We start from the raw sequence: 22,457 nt of genomic DNA, 5'->3' as shown, positions 1-22,457 counted from the left end.
AAAGCCGTGCCAGGAAAGTCTCGGCGGCAGCAAAACGGGCGCCACGGTATCCGTTTGGCTAGTCGTGACGCATATCTGAGGGGATCGGGAAGTCAGGCATACCCGGCTTGGGCCCCTGGCCGCGCCGGAATCGACGCAACTGGAACAGGTAGGCCAAGACCTGTGCTACGGCAACGTAAAGACCGGCAGGAATGGCATCACCGATATCGGTATTGTGGTAGACCGCCCGGGTCAGCGATGGCGTACGCAGAATATCGATACGATGCTCACGCGCGATTTCCTGGATCTTCATTGCCGTCTGATCGACACCCTTGGCGACCACGACAGGCGCAACCATGGTGTTCTGGTCGTACTGCAAGGCAACCGCAAAATGTGTAGGGTTGGTGATAATAACGTCGGCTTTCGGCACATCCTGCATCATCCGACGTTGCGCCGCTTCCATTTGCAGACGACGAATACGGCTCTTAACCTCCGGCTTACCTTCGGTATCCTTGTATTCGTCTTTGATTTCCTGCTTGGTCATGCGCAATTTCTTGCGATAGTCGAACAGCTGGAACGGCACGTCGATTAGGGCAATCAGGATCATCGAGCAGGAAAGCCACAAAAAGCTCCAGCTCAGAATCTTCAGAACATGTGCCATCGCCGGCCGGACAGACTCGTTGGCCAGAGACAGCAAATCACCGGTTTCGTGGTGCAGGATCAGCAGTGCGATCGCCATCACCACGCCAGCCTTGAGGAACCCCTTTACCAACTCGACAATCGAGTTCAGCGAGAACATCTTCTTGATGCCCTGCAAGGGGTTCAGGCGGCTGAATTTGGGAACCAGCGCCTGGCTGCTGAACACCGCGCCGCCGATGGCCACGGTGCCGGCAACGGCCGCAACGAACAGCAAAACCAGGATCGGCGTCGTCGCCAGCCCCGCATCCGACGCAGCGGCGAGCAGTTTCAGCCCCATCTGGTGCGGATCGAAGATGGTCTGCCGGTCAAGCTGCAAGGCCATGTGCATGACCTCAAGCAGCGCCTTGCCCAGAATGGAGCCAAATATCAGAAGCGCGGCCGCGCCGCCCACCAGAACTGCCATCGTCGACAGTTCCTTGGAGCGCGCGATATTCCCCTCCTCCCGGGCCTTTTGGATGCGTCGCCCGGTAGGGTCCTCCGACTTTTCCTGACCGTCTTCGTTCTCAGCCATTTACATACTCCGTCAGGGCAGCCCCTGCAGGTGGCGCATGAAAGCAAAAGTATCTTCACTCAGGCGCTGAAAATGCGGCAGGAAATCCCCTTCCAGCACCCAGATGGAAAATAGGCCGAAGAGCAGTGCAATGGGAAAGCCGAGGGAAAACAGGTTCATTTGCGGAGCCGCTTTGGTCATGACCCCGAATGAGATATTGACGATCATCACGGCCGTTATCGCGGGAAGCGCCAGCAGCAGGGCCGCCGAAAACATCCAGGTAATGTGGTGCACCAGTTCCCAGAGATGATTGGTTCCCAGGCCGGATTCGGAAATCGGCATGGTACGGAAACTCTCCAGAAAGACATCGAACACCACCAGATGACCATTCATGGCCAGATACAACAGCGTGATCGAAATCAGGTAGAACTGGGAAACCGCGGGCACTGAAATACCGTTCGTCGGGTCCACCATCGACGCGAATCCCAGCCCCATCTGCATGGCCATCATCTGCCCGGCAATGACGAAAAGCTGGAACAGCATCAATACCGCAAACCCCATGGCGGTGCCGATGAGAATCTGCTGCAAAGTTATCACCGTGGCCGCAAGACTTAGCGCATCAACCTTGGGAACCGCACCGATCATCGGCTGGATCAGAATGGTGATCAGTAGCGCGAGACCGACCCGCACCCTCATGGGCACCAACGCCGTACCGATCACCGGGACCACCATCAGGAAACTGCCGATACGAAACAGCGGCCAAAGATAGCGCCCTACCCACTGCCCGATTTCCGGCGCATTGACGACGAGCGGTTGCACAGGCGATCAGCCGATCATATAGGGAATGTTCATAAACAGGGTCCGGGTCTCATCGACCAGCTGGGTCATGATCCAGGGTCCGAATACGATCACGACAATCAGCGTCACGATAAGACGGGGCAGAAAGCTCAGGGTCTGCTCGTTTATCTGGGTGGCCGCCTGAAATACGCTGACGATCAAACCAACCACAAGGCTGGGGCCAATAATGAGACAGGACAACACAACAATCATCCACAGCGCCTGACGCATGGCATCGATAATGGTATCTGGTGTCATCATCGCCTCCGTTACATGCCGAAGCTAGCCGCCAGGGTGCCCATAATCAGGGTCCAGCCGTCGACCAGCACGAACAACATTATCTTGAAGGGTAGCGAGATAATAATGGGCGACAACATCATCATGCCCATTGCCATCAACACCGACGCCACCACCATATCGATGATCAGGAACGGAATAAAAAGGATAAAGCCTATCTGGAAAGCCGTTTTCAGCTCGCTGGTGACAAACGCCGGCATCAGCACCCAGAAGGAGACATCCTGTGGTGACTTGTAGGTCTTCCCGGACAGTTTGACGAAAAGGTTCAGGTCTTCCTTCCGGGTCTGCGCCATCATGAACTTGCGAAACGGCTGACTAGCCTTGATCACCGCCTCCTGGGCCGGCATCTGGTTATTCAGGTAAGGCTGCAAGGCTTCCGTATTCACCCGCTGAAAAACCGGTGCCATGATAAAAATCGTAAGGAACAGGGCCAGGCCGATCAGGATCTGATTGGACGGCGCCTGCTGTAACCCCAGAGCCTGACGCAGGATCGAAAAGACGATAATGATGCGCGTAAACGACGTCATCATCATCAGGAATGCCGGCAGGAAGGTCAGCGCCGTCATCAGCGCCAGGATTTGTATCGTAACGCTGTATTCCTGCGTGCCGTTAGGCCCCGGCGTGACGGTTAAGGCAGGAATTCCAATGGGCGCTGCATGGGCAGGCACGGCCAAGACGAGTAACGGCAACAGAAGAATCAGTGTCCGCCAGACAACATGACCTGAACGGGCAAAACTCATGAGTCCGAATCCCCTCTTTCGTCCTGCCCTCCATCAGGCCGGCCGGAACCCTTGCGACCGAATTTCGAAGGGGCTTCGCCGGAAAGCCCGCGATCCTGCCCCCCCAAGCCCCGCGCAAGCATCGCCTGCAGGCGGGAGGCAAACTCCCCCTCGGTCTTGCGGCCGGACGCCACCACGGGCTCGTCAAAAACATGCAACTGCCGAATGTTCTGCGGCGTAATGCCGATCAACACCTGGGTACCGGCCACATCCAACAAAGCCACGCGCTCCCGGGGGCCGACAGCAATCACACTGACCACACGCATCGCACCGTTGTTCACGCCCTGCAGGCCATTCATGCGCTTTACGAGCCAGGCGCAGACAAAAATAACGGCCAGCACCGCCAGTAATCCCAGCACCATGCTGAGCATTGTCTTGGTGGTGTTCGGCGGGGCGATGGTCCCGGCCGAGCCCGCTGCCATCGCCATCAGGGACGGTAGCCAAAGCAACGGGACAAAGACGAGCTTACGCATGGGGCTCACTTGGTCAGTTTGCGAATACGTTCGCCAGGACTCATGACATCGGTCAGGCGGATGCCGAATTTTTCGTTGACCATGACCACCTCGCCATGGGCAATCAGGGTGCCGTTTACCAGTACATCCAGCGGCTCGCCGGCCAACCGGTCCAACTCGATAACCGACCCCTGGTTCAATTGCAGCAAATTGCGAATGGGAATCTGCGTGTTGCCTACCTCCATGGAGATGGTCACCGGGATATCCAGGATGACTTCCAGGTCTGGGGATCTACCGTCGCCGCTAACCCCGGCCTCATCGAACTCTTCCATCGGTGCAGCCATTACATTGGCCACCGGCGCACCCGCCCCAGAACTCTGTTGAACATGCTCTCCTGCCTCGGCTTCCGCCATAGCGGCGGCCCATTCGTCTTCCACATCACCACTGGCGTCCGACTCTGCATCGGCACCGGTCTCGGCCTCTGTCATGGCCGCTTCCCATTCCGCCGCGAGTTTTTCATCCTCGCTCATATCGGAAGCATCATTTTGCTTGTCGTCTTCAGCCATAATTCTCCACCTTCAGCGACTTGGCGACTTTCGGACGTTCAATACGACTGGTGATCTTTAGCGCCAATTTCCCGTTGCGAGTACCCAGCTTGGCGCGAAAAACCGGTATACCATTGGCCGTCAACGTCACCGCCCCCGGCATCTCCACAGGAATGACATCGCCTGGACTGAAGCGGGAAACTTCACGCAGCGAAATCTGACGCTTCACCACCAGTGAATTCAGCGGTACCGAGACATCCATGATGTCTTCCTGCAACGCGGTGATCCAGCGCTCGTCGACATCATCGACATCACTCTGCACCCCCGCATCGAGCACATCGCGAATGGGTTCTATCATTGAATACGGCATGGCCACGTGCATCTCGCCACCGCCGCCATCAAGTTCGATGTGGAAGGTGCTGACAACCACCACTTCGCTCGGGCTGACGATATTGGCCATCGCGGGATTGACTTCCGAACTCAAATACTCGAAGTCCACCTTCAGGACCGCGGCCCAAGCCTCCTTCATATCATGGAACACCTGTTCCAGGACCATCTGTACGATACGGGTCTCGGTCGGCGTAAATTCGCGCCCCTCAATCTTTGCGTGCCGGCCTTCGCCACCAAAGAAGTTGTCGACAAGCTTGAAAACCAGTTTGGCGTCGAGAATAAACAACCCCGTCCCCCGCAAAGGACGTACCTTAACGAGATTAAGGCTGGTTGGCACATACAGGGTATGAATGTACTCGCCGAATTTCATGATCTGGACGCCGCCAGTCGCGACATCGGCGTTACGCCGCATCAGATTGAACAGACTGATCCGGGTATAGCGCGCAAAACGCTCATTGATCATCTCGAGCGTGGGCATACGCCCACGAACAATCCGATCCTGACTGGCGAGATCGTAGGATCGGACACCCGCTTCGTCGGAATCGTCTTCGGTGTCGATATCACCGTCGTCGATACCGTGCAGAAGCGCGTCGATTTCGTCTTGTGACAGCAAGTCCTGCATGCGAGATCCCGTTATCCCGAAAGGGGTTCCTGTGGTTCGTTCATGATACCCGTCAAGCCTTGCAGAAACGAATCCGCCGAACGGGATAGACGACTACCGAGCCCCTGCATCGAGGCTGTTCCAGCGTATGCCCGTATCGGCCTACTGCAATACGAAATTGGTAAACAGTACCTGCTCGATGGGTGGCGCTTTATTCTTCTTCAGAATGCCATTCACCGTATCGAGCGCCGCCTTCTGCAAGTCGCGCTTACCCTTGTCCGTTTGAAGCGCCATGAAATCCTGGGAGCCAAACAGGATCAACAGCTGGTTGCGCACATCCGGCAACAGGCTTTGAACCCCATCCAGCGCTGCCTTGTCATGCGCCATAAATGCCACAAACACCTGAAAGTAACGGCTCTGACCGCTGTCGTTCAGTGTGACGATGAACGGCTTCTGCGCTTCATAATATTCCGCGGGGTTCGGCTTTGCCTTCTCCCCTTCACCGTCTTTACCTGCGGCGTGCGACTCCTCTGCCGTCGAGGCAGACGAAGAACCATGCATAAAAAACAAAGTCGCTCCGACCGAGAGTCCGACCGTCAACAGGATTGCAACAATCACGATGACAATCAGTTTCCAATTGCCCTTCTTTTTGGCTGGGGCCTCCGCATCTGCTTCTGCCATGGCGAAAAGTCGTCAACTCCGGGTTCTGTATAGAGATAAGGCAATAGTCATGCCATGTGATTGGTTATACCGATTTGAATCTGTGCCCGACGGTGACCAGGCTACCAGTCGACACTTTATAAAACAGAAGTTTAGCGCAAAAGACGATAGGTATCGCCATCAGCAATCGCAATTATAGGCAAGATGCTGCGGCGGCGCGCGCAATTGCGACATCAAAGTCATGCGCGCCCGCCGGGACAGGGAAAGGAAAAACAGGACTCAAGCGTAAAGATCGACCTCGCCGCGCCACGCCAGAGAGATCTGACCACTACTGACGGCATCACCACCATCGCTGACAGAGGTCACTCCGGATAATGAACCTCCTCGCGAACTGCCGCCTGAACCTGACCCCGATGTGCCAGACTGCTGGCCACCCTGCTGTTGACCAGATTGCGTGGAGACATTGAAGCTGCCGAGCCCAACACCATTGTTCTGCAGCATGTCACGCAGCTTGGAACCATTGGACTCAAGAAGGTCGCGAATCCCGGCATGATGCGAATGCATAACGATATTCGCCTGATCGTTGTGCATCTGAACCTGAACCTGAACCGGCCCCAACTCGGGTGGATTCAGGTGAATGTCGGCCGTTTGCATCCCCTGATGAGTCAGCCAGGCGATCTTGCCCGCAATCTGATCCCCCCAGGACGCTTGCCCCACGGGCACATTGACGCTCGTCGTATATTGATTCAAGGTGCCGGCCGCTGCCTTCGCCTGAGCGGCCCCCTGGTGGGAAGCCGAAGCTGTGGCCGTCGCCTGTTGCGTTCCTTGGGCCGCGGTACCCGACGTACTCCCATCCAGCCCGCTCTGCCCTGCCTGCCCGTGACTGGCCTGCAACTGCTGAAAGAAAGTACTGGTCTTAGCATCGGAATGACTGGGCCGGGCATTTTTCCCGGCAGCAGTCGATTTCAGAAGATCGGTAATACCGGAGGCTTTATTCGATTTGTTGCCATCGCCATCACCCAACTTGAGGTCGGCGGCAACCACTTGCCCCTCTTTCCCCCCCTTCCCCTTTCCAACTGGCAGATCCGATTTTCCGGATGCCTGGGACTTACCGGATTGAGCGGAGAGGGCGATATTCAAAACTGCAGCAGACGACGACTTGGAGGGTTGGTCTGCCGCCGCGACATTCGTGGGTTGCGCGTCCTTGCTGTTGTCGTCTTTCTTGTCGTGTTTCTTGTCATCCTTGTTTTGGGTCGCCTTTTGCGACCTGCCCTTATCCGCCTTATCACTCTGCCCGGCCTGGTTGGGCTTGTTTGCAGAGGCCGTGGACTGGGTGTCATCAGACGAGGCAGGAGCCTTATCGCCCTGATTATCCGACGAATTGGGTGTGGTGGATGACGCAGTTTGAGTCGTGGACGATGCATCCGGAGAGGAAGACTGAGAGGCATCGGCGGTACTTCGCGAAGGAGCGCTATCGCTGTTCGTCACCCCCGACGCGGCATCATTGCCGGAACTGAAGGCGGCATAGTCGTTCATCCGTGAACTTTCCTGCTGATGGACTTGCTGAAAACTGCCGTAAGCACTGGCAGCATCCTGCTGAGGCGCCGCCGGAACGGCATCACTGAGACTGGTGGACGATACCGGCGTAAAAGTCAGTCCTGGCATGGCAACCTCTTGCCGCTGGTCAGAAGAAAAAAGGGTCTAACCAGAGATAGCAAATTCAGTGCCAAATTGTGTGAAAGCGGCTCAGGCGGAGGCTAAATAGGGTTGCAACAGCGTCTTGACGGTCTCGAATTCCTGCTCGATGCTCGCAAGCAGATCCTCAGCACCCGTGAGGTCGCCGGAACGCCCCATCTGCTCGGCCTCCAGACATAAGTCGCCCAATCGTGGCGCGCCGATGTTGATGCAACTCCCCTTAAAGCTATGCGCGGCCTTGGAAAAGGCTTCCGCGTCTGCGGCATCGAACCTTTTCTTTAAGGTGGATACTCGCTCAGCCGAATCGTCGATAAACGTCGAGATCAGAATGGAAAAATCATCATCCATCACCTCGCGGAGTTCCGCCAAGGCTTCATCGTCCAAATGTGTGTGTTCGTTCATCATGATTCCCAGTCGGACTTCCCCACTACGCTACCGGCACTTACCTGACCGCTCAGCGATACCAGCGCTCAATGCTTCCCCATACTGCGCTGCTGGAACGACCATTCAAATGCCGCTTCTATTCGATTGCCGCTGCCGCAGTAGACCACGCTATCGCACAATTGCCGCAATAGCATTATCCCCCGGCCACCATACGGAGCTGATGCCTGAGGACATTCCTCTTGATGAGTGTAGTCAAAGCCTGGGCCGCTATCTTCACAGGCGATGAGCAGTCGCCCCCCATTTTCCTGTGAAATATGCTCCAGTTCAAAGCGTATAAAATGGTTACCCACCTGCTTCAAACGCCGTTCCCGTTCCTCGTAATAGCGACTAAAACCACTCGCACTCCCTTTAAGCGTCGACGACAAACGCAGGATTCCGTGCTCAAGCGCGTTGGAAAACATTTCCGCCAGGATAGTGTAGATCTGTCCACTGCACAGCCGTAACCCAGGAGCCTCCATGCAGATATGCAAAAGTAACGGTAATGGATTGAACGTAGAGAGCGTCTCGTCACGCAACTCGTAAGCACATCGCCAGTCCGAGGGCCCCGTAAGACCGGTCGAAATCACACTTTGATGCACATCGAGCATCTTTTCCGGAACCATCGCCACTTCCACCAGGCTGATGTCATCCCGGCTTTCAACGCTGCCCGTGAAGCGCCTTACGGCCAAGGTCAATTCATCGAAAACCTTGTCCGGCGAGTCGCAGTTGTCGAGGACTTCCAGCAACCGCGCCTCCCCAAACATCTCCTCGTTCCCGTTGGTCGCCTCCAAAATGCCGTCGGAACAGAACAGGACACGCTCGTCTCGGAGCAACGTATAACGAACACACTCCGGCGAAAAACGCTCTGCGGGCAAGACGCCCAAGGGAAGGTGATCGGATACCAGCCTGACGCGGGAGCCGTCTGTCCGAATCAGGTAACCGGCCGGTAAGCCACCATTCCAGACCTCCACCTCCTGCAACTGGAGATTCATGTCTATCATGGCCCCGCAACAGAACATGCCGGTAGGCAGTATCCGTTTGAGCTTCTGATTGATCTCCCGGAGCACATCCGCGATGGGAAACCCTTTACTGGTCATCCCATAAAAGATCTCGGCCAGCGGCATAGCCCCGATGGCCGCTGGCAGCCCGTGACCGGTAAAGTCCCCCAGGAAAATGTGCATGCCGCCAGAGGGCTTTGGGCAGGCAAACAAGACATCACCGTTAAAGATAGACAACGGCGACATCAGGTAGCGGATGTTCCCGGCCTCCAGACAGCCCCTGTGGGCGACGTTCTCAAACACCCGGCGTGCCGTCTTTTGTTCGAGCAATAGCTGCTCATTACGCTCGCGAATATGGTCACGCTGCGCCTGCACCGTTGCATGCATCATCCGCATTCGGTTGAAAGCATTGATTTTTGCTTCGATGATGATGCGGTTGTAGGGCTTCGAAAGAAAGTCGTCGCCGCCTGCAGCAAGACAGTCGGCCAACTCCTCCGCATCGGACAGGGACGTGAGGAAGATAATCGGCACCAGCGCCTCACCGGCCAGTGCCTTGATACGTCGGGCAGCCTCCCGGCCATCCATGCGGGGCATCAACGCATCCAGAAGCACGATCTGGGGCCGCTCGGCACGAAAGCGTTCAACGGCATCCATGCCATCTACAGCAGTAACCACCTCATGCCCCTGCTTGCGCAGCATGGCCTGAAGGATCAGCCGATCACTGTCGCTATCGTCAGCAATCAGAATCTTAAGGGTATCGGAACCGCTCGCTACTGCGGAACCGGGAGGAATTGCGGATAACATGCCAAACGGCGCCTCAGACGCCGTTCAGTGGATATCGAAAAGCTGTTCGAAATTCGAGATGGCCAGTATCCGACGGACATCGCCATTGCAATTCAGAATACGGATACGGGCACTGTCTCCACCGGCGTAGTCCCGCAGCAACAGCAACATGCCCAATGCGGAGCTATCCAGGTATGTAGTGTCCCGCATGTCCACCAAATACTCAGCTACAGCATTCTCGCCGGTTTCGTAGGCTTCCCGAAACGCTTGATGCGAGCTGAAGTCGAAGCGGCCATCGATGTTGATGGTCAATGTTCGTCCGTCTGTCGAACGCTGGGTGGTTATTGCCATAGCGCCCCCTATCCTCTCATCCCTGTATGATTCTGCCAATCCTTCCGACACGTACCCTGTAGACCACACAAGAACCGCAGCTCTTGGCGACACACAGGCATTGTTCACAGCTTACCTCAAAAGAGCATAGACAACCCTGACGGTTTTGCATTCCCCGAGCACAAGTCCCCTTCATATTCGTCAAACCGTTCCGTGCCGGCATCCTTCCTAAATCGGCCAGAAATCTCAGCGACGCCGGGCATAGCGGTTGTTGGCGGCCTCATCGAGTTGACGCTGCTCGCGACGCCCCTCCTCATATTGCTCCTGTTGCCGACACGCCTCAATATGCCGCTCCATGCCACGCCGGCGTTCGTAGGTCTCCCGCCAGACCGCTCGCAACTGCTCGAAGTGATCGAGCGCCACTGCCACCCGCTGCTGCTGCTGAGCGATTGCATCAGCCAGACGACTGACAAAATGTTGCCAGGATTGCAGCTGGGACGCTGAGACCTGACCGCGGCTGGCGGAGCGAATCTGGTTCTGGTAATCCACATGATACTGTGTCAACTCGCCCAGTCGTAGGGTTTCAGCCTGCCACACCCGCTGCGCACCACTCATCCGTTCCAGCGCTTCATCTTCCTTACGCTGGGCCAGTTGCAGGACGATATCCAATCTTTCAGAGCGCTTAACCATTGCCGTCGATACCTCTCCTGCCAACGCTCAGATCAGTGGCCGGGTTGCGCAGCCTGTTCTCGATTCTGGCTGGAATCCAGAACGGTTTTCAAGCGCTCGATACTGTCTGCCGACGGCGAGCTCTCTTTCAGTCCTTGCTGCAGGAACTGGCGCATAGCCGGGATACGCTCGATCGCGAAATCAACCTCCGGGTCGCTGCCCTTGACATAGGCGCCGACGCTGATCAGGTCCCGCGTCTGCTGGTAGCGGGCATATACCTGCTTGAACCGTTGCGACAGACGGAAATGTTCTTCGCTCACCACCTGTGGCATGACACGGCTGACCGAGGCTTCCACATCAATGGCCGGATAATGGCCTTCCTCAGCCAGGCGACGCGACAGCACAATGTGGCCATCCAGGATCGCCCGCGCCGCATCGGCAATCGGATCCTGCTGGTCGTCACCTTCCGTCAGCACGGTGTAAAAAGCCGTTATGGAACCGCCTCCAGGCTTACCGTTACCCGCACGCTCCACCAATTGCGGTAACTTGGCGAAAACGGATGGCGGATACCCCTTGGTCGCAGGCGGCTCGCCAACGGCCAACGCGATTTCGCGCTGCGCCTGGCAATAGCGGGTCAGCGAATCCATCAGCAGCAGCACTTTCTGCCCGCGATCACGAAAAAATTCAGCGATACGCGTGGTCAGCATGGCGGCCCGCAGGCGCATCAGCGGAGAGTCATCCGCTGGTGACGCCACCACAATGGATCTCGCCAGCCCTTCATCGCCCAGAATGTCTTCGATAAATTCCTTGACCTCCCGGCCCCGCTCGCCGATCAACCCCACAACGGTGATATCGGCATCGGTAAACCGGGTCATCATCCCCAGCAGCATACTCTTACCGACGCCACTACCGGCAAACAGCCCCAGTCGCTGCCCCTGCCCCACCGTCAATAACGCGTTGATGGCACGAATGCCGACATCCATTGGCTGGCGAACGGGTGCGCGGTGCAACGGATTGATAATGCCCGCCATCAGCGGTACGTGAGCCTCGACAAGGAGCGGACCTTTCCCGTCGAGGGGTTCACCCGCGCCATCGACGACCCGCCCCAGAAGCTGGGGCCCAACCGGCACACGACTTGCTGCGGCGATGGGAACAACGCGCGCACCGGGACGCAACCCCTCAATCGCCGAGAGAGGCATCAGGTAGACACGGTCGCCGTCGAAACCAACGACTTCGGCTTCGACCGGCGCAAGACCTTCGGCAGTGATATGACAGCGGTCCCCGACAACCATCGGGCAACCCACGCATTCGAGAGTGAGGCCGACCATGCGCGTCAGGCGGCCGGACAATTCCGGGGCAACGCCGTCTTGCACGGCCTCAGCAAAATTCAGCAGGCGTTCAGCCAGAGCTCGTTCAGCGCTCGCCATCGTGCTCACCGTTCTCTGGATCCGACGCTGGAGACGGATCGTCGAGCAGTTCCCGGTGCATGTCGGTGAGCTCGCCCATCAGCGCATCCAGCTCGCTCCCCTCAAGGGATTCCGACTGGGAAAGCTGGCGATCGAGCATGGTCTGCAGGGTTTTCTGGAATCGCTTCTCGACCGTGAAGTCGACCAGACTGTGGTGCGTCTCCACCAGACAGCCACCAGGCATGAGACTGTCGTCTTCCGTTATCCGGCTCTGCGCCTCAAAACGTTCGGCGACTTCCTCGACCCACTGCCGGTCGCTCGGATGCACCCGAATACGGACGTTGTCCGCTGGCGACGGCAAGGTGTCCAGGGCCTTTGCTACCACCTGACGAATCTGGCTGCTGTCGGTTTTCAGTTCACGGTAGAGAATGACGCGGGTTAATGCGGTGGCGAGGTTAACCAGGGCCGACTCAACCTCATCTCTCTGGCGTTCTATCGGATCGAGCAGCTCACCCATGACCATATCCAGGCGATCGAGACCGGCCTCAACCTGCTGCCGGGTCTCTTCGAGGGCGCGGGCCTTACCGGCCTCCAACCCTTCGGCCTCCCCTTTGGCGAAACCATCCTTGTGACCCGCCTCGTGACCGTCCTTGTATCCCTTGTTATAGCCCTCGGTCTGCCCATCCCGATGTCCCTCGTCCCAGGCTTCCTTATGGATACGTTCGAGGTCGGCTGCCGTCAAAGGTTTGACATCCATCTCCTCTTCCCGGGAAGAGGGAGCAACTTCGTTGCCCTGGTCGTCTAGCAAGGGGAGCTCCCACCGCTCGTAAGCAGTGAGATCTGCGGAAGGGATTCGATCTCGATACGACTTGTCGCTCATCAGACCATTTCTTCGCCGGAGCCGCCCAGCGAGATTTCGCCAGCCTCAGCCATACGGCGTGCAATTGTAATGATATCCTTCTGGGCCGTTTCGACTTCGCTGACGCGCACGGGGCCCTTCGCCTCAAGGTCATCGCGTAGCAATTCGGCGGCACGCTTGGACATATTGCGGAAAATCTTCTCCTTGACCTCCTCGTCGGACCCTTTCAGCGCCACGACCAGCACCTCGGACGAAACTTCGCGCAACAGTGCCTGAATACCCCGGTCATCCACCTCGCGCAGGTTGTCGAAGACGAACATGAGATCCTCGATAGTGCTGCCGAGGTCAGGATCCATCTCCTTGATGGAATCCATCAGCATGCCTTCGACGCCTCGATCCATGTAGTTCATGATGTCGGCGGCCCGCTTCACGCCCCCGATCTTGCTGGTCTGGGCACCGGAGCCGCCGGAGAACTGCTTCTCAAGGATATTATTGAGTTCCTGCAACGCCTGCGGCTGGATCGTTTCCAGGGAGGCCACCCGCATCACGATATCGAGCCGGACCTTATCATCCAGGTTGGACAGAATTTCCGCGGCCTGGTCAGGGTCCAGATAGGAGACCACTATCGCCTGGATCTGCGGATGCTCGTAGCGAATCATGTCCGCAACCGCGCGCGGCTCCATCCATTTGAGCGTATCGAGGCCCGTGGTATTACCGCCGATCAGGATACGGTCGATCAGGCTGGAGGCCTTTTCCTCACCCAACGCCTGCGTCAGCATGGTGCGGATATAGTCGTCGGCTCCGATTCCCAGACCGGTCTGGCCGCCGACGGCATTCATAAACTCATCAACAACGTATTCGACTTCTTCCTTGCTGACGTCACGCAGCTGCGCCATCGTCACACCAACCCGCTGCACCTCCTTCGGGCCCATGTGTTTGAGAATCTGGGCTGCGTCACCCTCTCCCAGCGACATCAGCAGGATGGCCGCCGACTCCAGCCGCGACACCTTCCGACGCAGCTTCCGGGCACCAGAGTCCTGTTTCGCCGGAGCTGGTTTGTTATCCTCGTCACTCATCCGCATTGACCCATTGACGCACGACCTGCGCAACACGGGCGGGATCGTCAGCGATCAGCCCTTTCAGCGCATTTATCTGTCTATCATAGCCGCCGGTGGCGCCAGGCAAAAGCAACTCATCGCTTTTCTCCAACGCCTCCCGAATGGCGGAGCCACCTTCCAGGCCGTCCAGGTCGTCGAGTCCGCTACCGTCGCCACCCAGCATCTGGTCGCGGGCCGAACGACCGCCACTGGCCAGGTTTTTCAGCGTCGGGCGCAACAGGAAGAGGATCAAGGCCAGGATCACCAGCACCATCAGTACCTGCTTGATCAGGTCCGGGAACCAGGGCTGCTCCCAGAAGTGTGGCTGCTTGAATTCGATCGGCTCTTCCGGGGCAAAGGGCGTGTTGACGACGGTCACGCTGTCGCCACGCGCCGCCGAGTAGCCCACCGCATCGCGCACCAGCATCGTCAGGCGCTGTAACTCATCCTTGGGCCAGGGCTTATAGGATACCTGACCGGTTTTGGGATCAACCGACTTTATGTCATCCACCGCCACGGCCACCGTCAATCGACGCACCTGCCCCGGCGCCTGCTGGCGATAGTTGAGCGTGCGATCCACCTCGAAGTTGCGGGTGGCCTGCTTGCGCACGTCCATTGGCTGCTGGGAACTCTGGGTCTGGGAGGACGACGAACTCTGACCGCCCTGTTGATTCTGCTGTTGAACGTTCTTCGCCATTTCCGGCGCCGTGGCATTACCCGGCGGCTGGTTGGAGAGCGCTCCCGGCACCCCGCCTTCCGAACCGCCAACCTTCTGCTCATCCAGCGTCTGCTCACTGCGAATCGCCTTCTGGTCAGGGTTATACAACTCCTGGGCCTGCTGGACGCTGGAGAAATCGAGATCCGCCGTCACCTCGGCACGGAAATGTCCGCTACCGACAATCGGCCGTAACAGGTTGGCAATCTGCTGATTGAGGTTGTCTTCATAGCGCTGGGTATAGCTCAGCTGTTCATCTGCCAGCTTGGATTCGCTGTCTTCCCCGTTATGCGTTAACAGGTTGCCCCGTTGATCGACGACTGTGACATCGCTCCCCTTCATCTCAGGCACACTGCTGGCAACCAGGTTGACGATGGAAGACACTTGCTCGTCGCTAAGCCGCTGACCGGCAAAGACGTCGACAAACACTGACGCCGTCGGCTTTCGGTTGTCATTGACGAACACCGATTGCTTGGGGATAGCCAAGTGCACGCGGGCGCTGTGCACCGAGTTCAGGCTGGAGATCGTGCGCGCCAGCTCGCCTTCGAGCGCACGACGGTAACGGGCCATTTCCATAAACTGGGAGGTACCCAGACCCTGACTCTTGTCGAGCATGTCCCAGGTATAGGTCTTATTGTCGGTCACGCCGGCCGCGGCCAATCGCATCCGGGCCTTGTAGACGTCATCGCTCTTGACCAGCAACGCACCACTGGCGGGTGAAACCTTGTAGGAAATACCGGCCTGATCGAGGATTTTCGTAACATCCTGGGGATCGTATTGCCCCATGTTGCCGATAACCGGCTGATAGTTCGGCGTCTGCGCCCACAACACGATAGCCACGCCCAGCGCAACGCTGGCCGCCAGACCAATCATCAAGCCAATTTGGCGCAACAGACTGAGTTTGTTGAAACCAAACAGCAGATCGCTCCGGCTCTCGTCACCGATATCACGTTCCACAGGACTATCAACAGCAGGATTGTTGGGGTTGGAAGCTGTTGCCGGTACGCTTGCCATTTGAATGCTCCACTAAGCCAAGAGGCCCTGGCCTTCGCCTTAACGCGCGCCAAAACCGGCGCATCAATAACAGGATCTTGTCGTTTAAAAAACGGGGGTTACGGTAGTCAACCGCAGACGCACACTCACATAGGCATTTTCATAATGTCCTGATACGCCTCGATCACCTTGTTTCGCACCTGGGTCAACGCCTGGAACGACAGCGATGCCTTTTGGGAGGCAATCATCACGCGCGTGATATCCACCTTGGGATCACCCTTTTCATAGGCGGTGGATAGCTGACTCGAATTCTGCTGAAGATCGTTGACGGTATTAATGGCATTTTCGAGGGTCTGGCCAAAGCTCGGCATCGCGTCCTGCGCCTTGCCGATTTGCCCAATCTGTGTTCCGGCACCAATGCGATCGGCCTGAATGTCCTGTTGGATACGCTGCTTCTGCATCATTTCCGCACGCATGGTACGAATCTGTGACAGAACATTATTGATATCGGCGCGTTCAACCATGACGTTTACCTCCCCTGCCCAAAGCGTTGACGGGACTCCGTTCACGAATACCGTCAGTTTGAGAGGGTTTAGCAAGCTTCGCGCCAAACACAACAATCCATTGTTTAAAAAGGATTATTTATAAAGTTTTCGTGCTCACATTAACGGGTTGTCAAGTTTTCGACAGGGACTGGAAAGGTAGATCTCGACACAAAAAAAACGGGTGACCAAAGGTCACCCAAGGGGCTAGTAGAAACGAGAGAATGAAAAGAGGATTACCGTTTAGGCGTAGACCAATTCTGATTCGAGATCTATTCCCTGATCCCGCATTTGAGCCAACTTATATCGCAAGGTCCTCGGGCTGATACCCAGCCGCTCGGCTGCCTGCTTACGACGCCCACGCTCCATGCGTAACGTATCGAGAATAATCTGGAATTCCCGCTGCTGAAGGTCGCGCCCCAACGTGTGGTCAGCCGGGTCCGGCACCTCGGTAGCGAGCGGCGCACTCTCTGCCGGCACGGCCACGACAGCCGATAACGAGGATTCTGTGACCGGGGCCGCCAGCCCCGATGCCATGGCAACATCCAGACACAGGTCATCAGCAGAGATACGTTGCCCCTGATGCAAGACCAGGGCCCGTTGAATCGCATTATCGAGTTCGCGGACATTGCCCGGCCAGGGATGCATCAAAAGTGCCTCTCTGGCATCCACGTCGAAAGTAATGCCGCTAAGTTTCATCTTGCGTGAATGTTTACGCAGCAAGTATTCCGCCAAAGGCAGAATGTCGCGTCGACGTTCACGCAGCGGCTGCCACTGTAAAGGGAACACGCTCAAGCGATAATAGAGATCCTCGCGGAACCGCCCGGCCCGCACATAGTCACGCAAATCGCGGTTGGTAGTTGCAAGCACCCGGACATCCAGGGCAATTGTGCGACGACCACCGACGCGCTCGACCTCACGCTCCTGCAAAACCCTGAGTAACTTGGCCTGCAGACCAAGGTCCATTTCCGACACCTCATCCAGCAGGATGGTGCCGCCATTGGCCTGTTCGAATTTGCCCGGAGACGACGCATAGGCACCGGTAAAAGCGCCCTTCTCATGCCCAAACAGAATCGCCTCCAGCATATTCTCGGGAATCGCCGCGCAGTTGATCGCAACGAAAGGCGCCTCAGCACGGGACGAGTGCTGGTGGATGTAGCGTGCCAGCACCTCTTTACCCGTTCCGCTCTCCCCGGAGATCATCACGGTGGAGTCGCACCCGGCAACCCGCTTCGCCAGCTGGAACAGCCGCTGACTGACAGGATCTTCCGCCACCGGCTCGTCGGCACTCGCAACAGGCCCACCGACAACTTTGGTGACGGCCTCGATGAGGACTTCCGGTTCGAACGGCTTCACCAGATAATCGACGGCGCCCGCCTGAATCGCAGACACGGCGTGATTGATCTGCCCGTATGCCGTAATCAGCATCATGGGCGTACCCGGATAGCGCCGTTGGACTTCGTCCAACAACTCATGCCCGGACATGCCCGGCATATTGACGTCGCTGACCACCATATCAAAGGGTCGCCGGGCCATTTTCTCCAGCGCCTGTTCGGCACAGTCCGCCTGCTCAACACCAAAGCGGGCCATTTCGAGCGTGGTCACCAGCGCGTCGCGCAGGTCAGCATCGTCTTCAACGATCAGTAGGGTTGCCTTGGCCATAATTGCCTCCGCGCACTCCTCAGGACTTCATGTATAAAGGCAGCCGCAGGGTGGCAACTGCCCCCTCTTCAGCCGCATCAAGCGAAAACTCACCCTTGTGGGCATGCACCACCGCCTGAACGACGGCCAGCCCCAGCCCGGTACCTTGGGATTTCGTGGTATAGAAGGCTTCCAGCAAACGGTCTCGCAGCGCCTTATCGAATCCAGGCCCGTTGTCGCAGATTTTCAGGACGAAAACCGCTTTCTCCTCGACAGCCTCGATGCGAATCGCTGTCGCACCCGCTTCCAGACTGTTATTGATCAGGTTCATACAGGCGCCGATCAAAGCATCCCGGTTACACAACAGTCGACCGTCCCCGACAGCACTGTGCCACGCCAACGCGGCCCCGCGTGCCGTGACCGGAGCTTCGGTCGCCTGACCGAGCGCTTTCACAAAGTCAGCCAGGCTCATTTGTTCTGCCAGACGGGTTTCGCCACGCGCAAAAATCAGCATGTCCCGAACCTGATGTTCAAGATGACTCAGGCGGGACATCAACTTCTCAGCACAACGTAAACGCAGGTCGTCCGTCAGATCCGGCTGACAAAGATGACCGGCATAGAGCATCGCAGCGGAAAGCGGCGTACGCACCTGATGCGCCAGGGACGCCACCATTCTCCCCATGGACGATAGCCGCTCGGCACGGGCAAGATCCGATTGCAGACGACGGGTTTCCGTCAGGTCGGTCAGAAGGATCAACTGACCAGGCTCGTTATTCATCGTCCGGATTTCGATGCTGACACGACGGCCATCCTTAAGGGATACCTCGTGACCATCATCCCGACGCGGCGCAAAGCAGCGCTGGATAATGTCCAGCCAACGCTCACCTTCCAGAGGTTCACCAAGCAGATCGATCGCCGCCGGGTTGCACTGAGTGATAACACCCTGGCTATCCAGTACGACCACGCCAGCCGGCAGTGCTGCAAGCAGTGTCGACAAACGGTCGGCAAGACATTCCTTCTCTTCAAGCTCCTGGCGCCGCTGCTGCGCTTCCGCCGAGAGCTCCCCGGACAACTGGTTAACACGGGATTCCAGTGTCCGATAAGAGTCAGTGATCTGCCGGGACATCCGGTTGAAAAGTTCCAATGCCTGATCCACGGCAGGTTCGTCACGACCTGCAGGAAACAGTGCCGTTACCTTTTCGTTGACGTCAGCCGCCGCATTCGAATACTGGTCGGCGGACAGCCCTTCAAACCGGATTGTCTGTTGTTGGCTCATGCTCTTTCCTCGTTCGACACACCGTGGCGAAGCGTGGCGGATTGACTTGCCAACAACAAATAGCACGAGCCGTGCCAAGTGAATTTTCTTTTTTAAATACAGACAACTAGAATAAAAGATTCACATCGAAGGGGGCGAGAAAGACGGGTTTTCGTCGTTCTGGATTGGGGTAATCCGAAGCATCTACAGATTATTGACGCGCCGGTCCCCCATTACAGGGGCGACCGGGCAGTCAGGGAGTGTCGTTACCGATATCGTCAGGAAGTGGGCTTGTAGAGCGCAAAATCAGTTGATGGAACTACTCTTCCTCAGCCTCTTCGCGCAGGCCGTACTTGCGAACCTTTTCCACCAGGGTTGTCCGGCGGATACGCAGTTTTTCCGCAGCGCGAGCCACCACGCCACCCGACTCATCCAAAGCCTGCTGAATCAGGCTACGCTCGAGGTTGCCCAGATACTCCTTGAGGTCGACCCCGTTTACGGGCAGCAGCGCCGGCGCGTCCAGTCCGACCAAACCGGGGATATTGATCGGCATACCCGTGTCCTCGACGGGGCGATTCTCATCGATGTCATCGATATAACGAAACTTCTTCGGTAGCTCCTGAACACCGATAACGCCGTAGGGGTGCATAATCGCCAAGCGCTCGATCAGGTTGGCGAGCTCGCGCACGTTGCCAGGCCAATCGTGTCGGCACAGGCTCATGATGCTGGCCGAATTGAGGCGGATAGAGCCGCGTTTTTCCTTTTCCATCCGTGCAATCAATTCATTGATCAGCAGCGGAATGTCTTCAACGCGCTCACGAAGCGCCGGCATCTCGATAGGGAATACATTAAGGCGATAATAGAGATCTTCCCGGAACAGGCCGTTCTCGATCATGTCTTCCAGGTTCTTGTGTGTCGCGGCGATGACCCGCACATTGGCCTGGATCGTCCGGTTGCTCCCCACCCGCTCATAGGTACGCTCCTGCAACACCCGCAGGATCTTGACCTGCATATTGAGCGGCATATCGCCAATCTCGTCCAGAAACAGCGTGCCCCCTTCCGCCATCTCAAAACGGCCGACGCGGGAGGTAATAGCCCCGGTAAAGGCCCCTTTCTCGTGCCCAAACAGCTCACTTTCGAGCAACTCTGCAGGAATAGCACCGCAATTGACGGGAACAAAAGGCTTATCCCGGCGGGGAGAATGATAATGCAGGTTGCGGGCAACGACTTCCTTTCCGGTACCGGACTCGCCGGTGATCAGGACGCTCACGTCCTTATCCGCCACCTGAGTCATCAGCTGCCGAACATGCTGGACGGCCCGACTGGTGCCCACCAGACTCCGGAATAACTGGACATCGCGCTGCTGCCCCCGCTCCCGGTTGCGAGCGAACTGCTGACGATAGACCTGGGCACGGTAAAGCGAATCGACAAACTTGGTGTAATTGGGCACCCAGTTGAGACGAGCAATCACCCGGGTTTCAATCTCGTCATCAAGGCCGTCAAGCTCACGGTCGCCGATCAGTAGAATCGGCAACGCCTGATCCAACTCGGCGACTTCGGTGACCCGCTGCACAGCATCCCCGGCATGGCTGTCGAGAATAGCCACAGCAAGATCCTGAGGAGAATGCTGTTCCCCATCCAGCACCTGTTGCCAACCGTCCAGTGCCGGCGCCAGAAACTCTTCTCCCACAAAGTCCAGAATGACACTCAAATCGCGACGCCGCTCCACATCATCGAGCAGCACCAATACCTTGCTTTCTTTTGTCATGCAGACGAAACACCCCGGTTTGTCGTTATTTCTGTGACCGGATGACCAGCGACAGCGCTGAAAACAGCAGCAACACATTAACGTGAATTAACCCGTTGGGTATTTAAGTATGTTATGCCCTAAGAGTCAATTTTATGACGCCGGAGATGGTAGGCCTTTGACAAAATCAAATTCGCGTCGAATTCGTAACGCAAAAATTAGTCGCGACGGGGTTTCGAGACATCCAAGTAGGCATTTGCCGCCTCATGGGTCTTCCCCATCTGACGCAATGCCAGAGCCGCTTTATCACGTGATTTAACAGCGATTTCACGGGCCTTCATGTAGAGCTCCTGCAAGGTATCGAGTCGCGCCCGCAATGCTTCGGCGGAAATATCGCCTGCACGCGCCTCCGCCATTGCCGCTTCCACCGAAGCCTGCAGGTTCTCGTCGAGAGCTGTCACCGTGTCCCAGTCACCCCGCTCGACCGCTGCCGCTAAAGTCTCTGCCAGTTCATCCAGCGCCTTGAGCACATTGTCCATGTTGGGACCTTCGTGAGAAAAAATAACAAGGAATGGAGCTGTCGCTATTGTGGCACGCTGCGCCCTTTGCCAGCAAAACTCTCCTTACCGCCCGTCAAAGGGAAAATATTCCGCAGCGTTCGGAACGACACCTCGACCAATGTCTGCAGAAAAGCCCGCATAAATGGCGCGTTCCGTTCATCCAATCGCACTGCCGCATACAGATCCGACCAAAGCCCGCCGCCGGCAAAGGGGCGTGCGCACAGGAGCTGGGACTCGGTGAACTCTCGCAAGGCCCAACTGGGGAGCGCTGCAACACCACGCTGGCTGGCGACCAACTGAGCGATCATCAGCGTCATGTCAGCAGTTCGCACCTCAACCGGCTGCAGCCCTAACGGCGTCAAGAAATGACGCATCACATCCAATCTTTCGGGAGCCACCGGATAGGTGATAAGGGTTTCCCGCGCCAACGCCTCCGGCGTAATCACCGCCTCCCTGGCAAGGGGGTGCTCCGGTGCAACCCCCAACAGCATTTCATAGCGAAACAGAGGCTCGTAGTGAATGCCTTCCAGGGGTAACGGATCTGAAGTCACCACCAGATCGAGCTGCTCTTCACGCAATGCGGGCAAGGCATCCAGGTGCCAGTGTCCCACAAAATCCAGCTCGACATCCGGCCAGGCCCCGCGATATGCGTTGATGGCCGGTATCAGCCACAGATAACAACTATGGCATTCGATGGCCATATGCAGCCGACCACGCTTACCGTTGCCCAGCTGGAATAACCGCTGCTCCGCTTCGCGGATCTCGGGCACCACCCGCTCCGCCAGCGACAACAACAGCTCTCCCGCCGGCGTCAGGCGCAATGGACGCGACTTCCGCAGGAACAGTGATACCCCGAAATAACGTTCCAGATCCAGGAGCTGGTGCGACAACGCCGACTGCGTCACGTGCAGGCGATCCGCGGCCAATGTCAGGCTGCCGGCTTCCGATAAGGCCTGCAGCGTTTTCAGGTGCTTCACATCAATCATGAATTTTTTTCATTTTAATTCTGAGGACA

General features: G+C 57.2%; 23 protein-coding genes. All 23 read right to left on the bottom strand.

Going from position 1 to position 22,457, the window contains the following annotated elements:
* Positions 1 to 58 precede the first annotated feature (58 nt).
* Complete coding sequence (gene flhB, locus CLR77_RS09290; RefSeq protein WP_097460339.1) at positions 59 to 1,189, bottom strand: flagellar biosynthesis protein FlhB; 1,131 nt, start codon at positions 1,187 to 1,189, stop codon at positions 59 to 61.
* A gap of 12 nt (positions 1,190 to 1,201) precedes the next feature.
* Positions 1,202 to 1,987 (bottom strand): flagellar biosynthetic protein FliR, encoded by a 786-nt coding sequence (gene fliR / locus CLR77_RS09285; RefSeq protein ID WP_097460338.1) that lies wholly within the window; start codon positions 1,985 to 1,987, stop codon positions 1,202 to 1,204.
* Positions 1,988 to 1,993: 6 nt separating this feature from the next.
* On the bottom strand, positions 1,994 to 2,263 hold the full coding sequence (fliQ, locus tag CLR77_RS09280; protein WP_097460337.1) for a flagellar biosynthesis protein FliQ: 270 nt from the start codon (positions 2,261 to 2,263) through the stop codon (positions 1,994 to 1,996).
* An 11-nt stretch (positions 2,264 to 2,274) separates the two neighbouring features.
* Complete coding sequence (fliP, locus tag CLR77_RS09275; RefSeq protein ID WP_097460336.1) at positions 2,275 to 3,042, bottom strand: flagellar type III secretion system pore protein FliP; 768 nt, start codon at positions 3,040 to 3,042, stop codon at positions 2,275 to 2,277.
* Positions 3,039 to 3,554, bottom strand: coding sequence for a flagellar biosynthetic protein FliO (fliO, locus tag CLR77_RS09270; RefSeq protein ID WP_097460335.1), 516 nt, complete (start codon positions 3,552 to 3,554; stop codon positions 3,039 to 3,041). Before fliO ends, fliP begins: the two co-directional genes overlap by 4 nt.
* Before the next feature lie 5 nt (positions 3,555 to 3,559).
* Positions 3,560 to 4,021, bottom strand: a complete 462-nt coding sequence (fliN, locus tag CLR77_RS09265; RefSeq protein ID WP_406564949.1) for a flagellar motor switch protein FliN — start codon at positions 4,019 to 4,021, stop codon at positions 3,560 to 3,562.
* Positions 4,022 to 4,091: 70 nt separating this feature from the next.
* Positions 4,092 to 5,090 (bottom strand): flagellar motor switch protein FliM, encoded by a 999-nt coding sequence (fliM, locus tag CLR77_RS09260; protein WP_097460333.1) that lies wholly within the window; start codon positions 5,088 to 5,090, stop codon positions 4,092 to 4,094.
* Between the two features lie 141 nt (positions 5,091 to 5,231).
* Positions 5,232 to 5,750 carry a flagellar basal body-associated FliL family protein gene (locus tag CLR77_RS09255; protein ID WP_097460332.1) on the bottom strand — a complete coding sequence of 173 codons (519 nt, stop codon included), beginning with the start codon at positions 5,748 to 5,750 and terminating at the stop codon, positions 5,232 to 5,234.
* Between the two features lie 258 nt (positions 5,751 to 6,008).
* Positions 6,009 to 7,394, bottom strand: coding sequence for a flagellar hook-length control protein FliK (locus CLR77_RS09250; RefSeq protein WP_097460331.1), 1,386 nt, complete (start codon positions 7,392 to 7,394; stop codon positions 6,009 to 6,011).
* A gap of 81 nt (positions 7,395 to 7,475) precedes the next feature.
* Entirely contained in the window at positions 7,476 to 7,808 is a 333-nt protein-coding gene (locus CLR77_RS09245; RefSeq protein ID WP_227519862.1) for an Hpt domain-containing protein, read from the bottom strand.
* An 86-nt stretch (positions 7,809 to 7,894) separates the two neighbouring features.
* On the bottom strand, positions 7,895 to 9,649 hold the full coding sequence (locus CLR77_RS09240) for an ATP-binding SpoIIE family protein phosphatase (RefSeq protein ID WP_097460329.1): 1,755 nt from the start codon (positions 9,647 to 9,649) through the stop codon (positions 7,895 to 7,897).
* Positions 9,650 to 9,673: 24 nt separating this feature from the next.
* A complete protein-coding gene (locus tag CLR77_RS09235) occupies positions 9,674 to 9,979 on the bottom strand; it encodes an STAS domain-containing protein (RefSeq protein ID WP_097460328.1) in 306 nt (101 codons plus the stop codon).
* A 225-nt stretch (positions 9,980 to 10,204) separates the two neighbouring features.
* On the bottom strand, positions 10,205 to 10,648 hold the full coding sequence (gene fliJ / locus CLR77_RS09230) for a flagellar export protein FliJ (RefSeq protein ID WP_097460327.1): 444 nt from the start codon (positions 10,646 to 10,648) through the stop codon (positions 10,205 to 10,207).
* A 32-nt stretch (positions 10,649 to 10,680) separates the two neighbouring features.
* Positions 10,681 to 12,054 (bottom strand): flagellar protein export ATPase FliI, encoded by a 1,374-nt coding sequence (gene fliI, locus CLR77_RS09225; RefSeq protein WP_097460326.1) that lies wholly within the window; start codon positions 12,052 to 12,054, stop codon positions 10,681 to 10,683.
* Positions 12,041 to 12,841, bottom strand: coding sequence for a flagellar assembly protein FliH (locus CLR77_RS09220; RefSeq protein ID WP_227519861.1), 801 nt, complete (start codon positions 12,839 to 12,841; stop codon positions 12,041 to 12,043). The genes fliI and CLR77_RS09220 overlap by 14 nt, the downstream gene beginning before the upstream one ends.
* Before the next feature lie 71 nt (positions 12,842 to 12,912).
* Positions 12,913 to 13,968, bottom strand: coding sequence for a flagellar motor switch protein FliG (fliG, locus tag CLR77_RS09215; protein ID WP_097460324.1), 1,056 nt, complete (start codon positions 13,966 to 13,968; stop codon positions 12,913 to 12,915).
* Positions 13,961 to 15,718, bottom strand: coding sequence for a flagellar basal-body MS-ring/collar protein FliF (gene fliF, locus CLR77_RS09210; protein ID WP_097460323.1), 1,758 nt, complete (start codon positions 15,716 to 15,718; stop codon positions 13,961 to 13,963). Before fliF ends, fliG begins: the two co-directional genes overlap by 8 nt.
* Positions 15,719 to 15,843: 125 nt before the next feature.
* Complete coding sequence (gene fliE, locus CLR77_RS09205; protein WP_097460322.1) at positions 15,844 to 16,221, bottom strand: flagellar hook-basal body complex protein FliE; 378 nt, start codon at positions 16,219 to 16,221, stop codon at positions 15,844 to 15,846.
* Between the two features lie 261 nt (positions 16,222 to 16,482).
* Positions 16,483 to 17,901, bottom strand: coding sequence for a sigma-54-dependent transcriptional regulator (locus CLR77_RS09200; protein ID WP_097460321.1), 1,419 nt, complete (start codon positions 17,899 to 17,901; stop codon positions 16,483 to 16,485).
* A 19-nt stretch (positions 17,902 to 17,920) separates the two neighbouring features.
* Positions 17,921 to 19,156 (bottom strand): sensor histidine kinase, encoded by a 1,236-nt coding sequence (locus CLR77_RS09195; protein WP_097460320.1) that lies wholly within the window; start codon positions 19,154 to 19,156, stop codon positions 17,921 to 17,923.
* 298 nt (positions 19,157 to 19,454) lie between these two features.
* A complete protein-coding gene (locus CLR77_RS09190; RefSeq protein ID WP_097460319.1) occupies positions 19,455 to 20,903 on the bottom strand; it encodes a sigma-54 dependent transcriptional regulator in 1,449 nt (482 codons plus the stop codon).
* 197 nt (positions 20,904 to 21,100) lie between these two features.
* Positions 21,101 to 21,421 (bottom strand): flagellar protein FliT, encoded by a 321-nt coding sequence (fliT, locus tag CLR77_RS09185; RefSeq protein WP_097460318.1) that lies wholly within the window; start codon positions 21,419 to 21,421, stop codon positions 21,101 to 21,103.
* A gap of 44 nt (positions 21,422 to 21,465) precedes the next feature.
* Positions 21,466 to 22,428, bottom strand: coding sequence for a LysR substrate-binding domain-containing protein (locus tag CLR77_RS09180; RefSeq protein WP_097460317.1), 963 nt, complete (start codon positions 22,426 to 22,428; stop codon positions 21,466 to 21,468).
* Positions 22,429 to 22,457: the final 29 nt, after the last annotated feature.

It is taken from the genome of Mangrovitalea sediminis (genome assembly GCF_002514725.1).
Classification (GTDB): Bacteria; Pseudomonadota; Gammaproteobacteria; order Pseudomonadales; family Oleiphilaceae; genus Mangrovitalea; species Mangrovitalea sediminis.
Note: the sequence above shows the minus strand (reverse complement) of the source record. Positions and strands in the feature narration are given on the sequence as shown.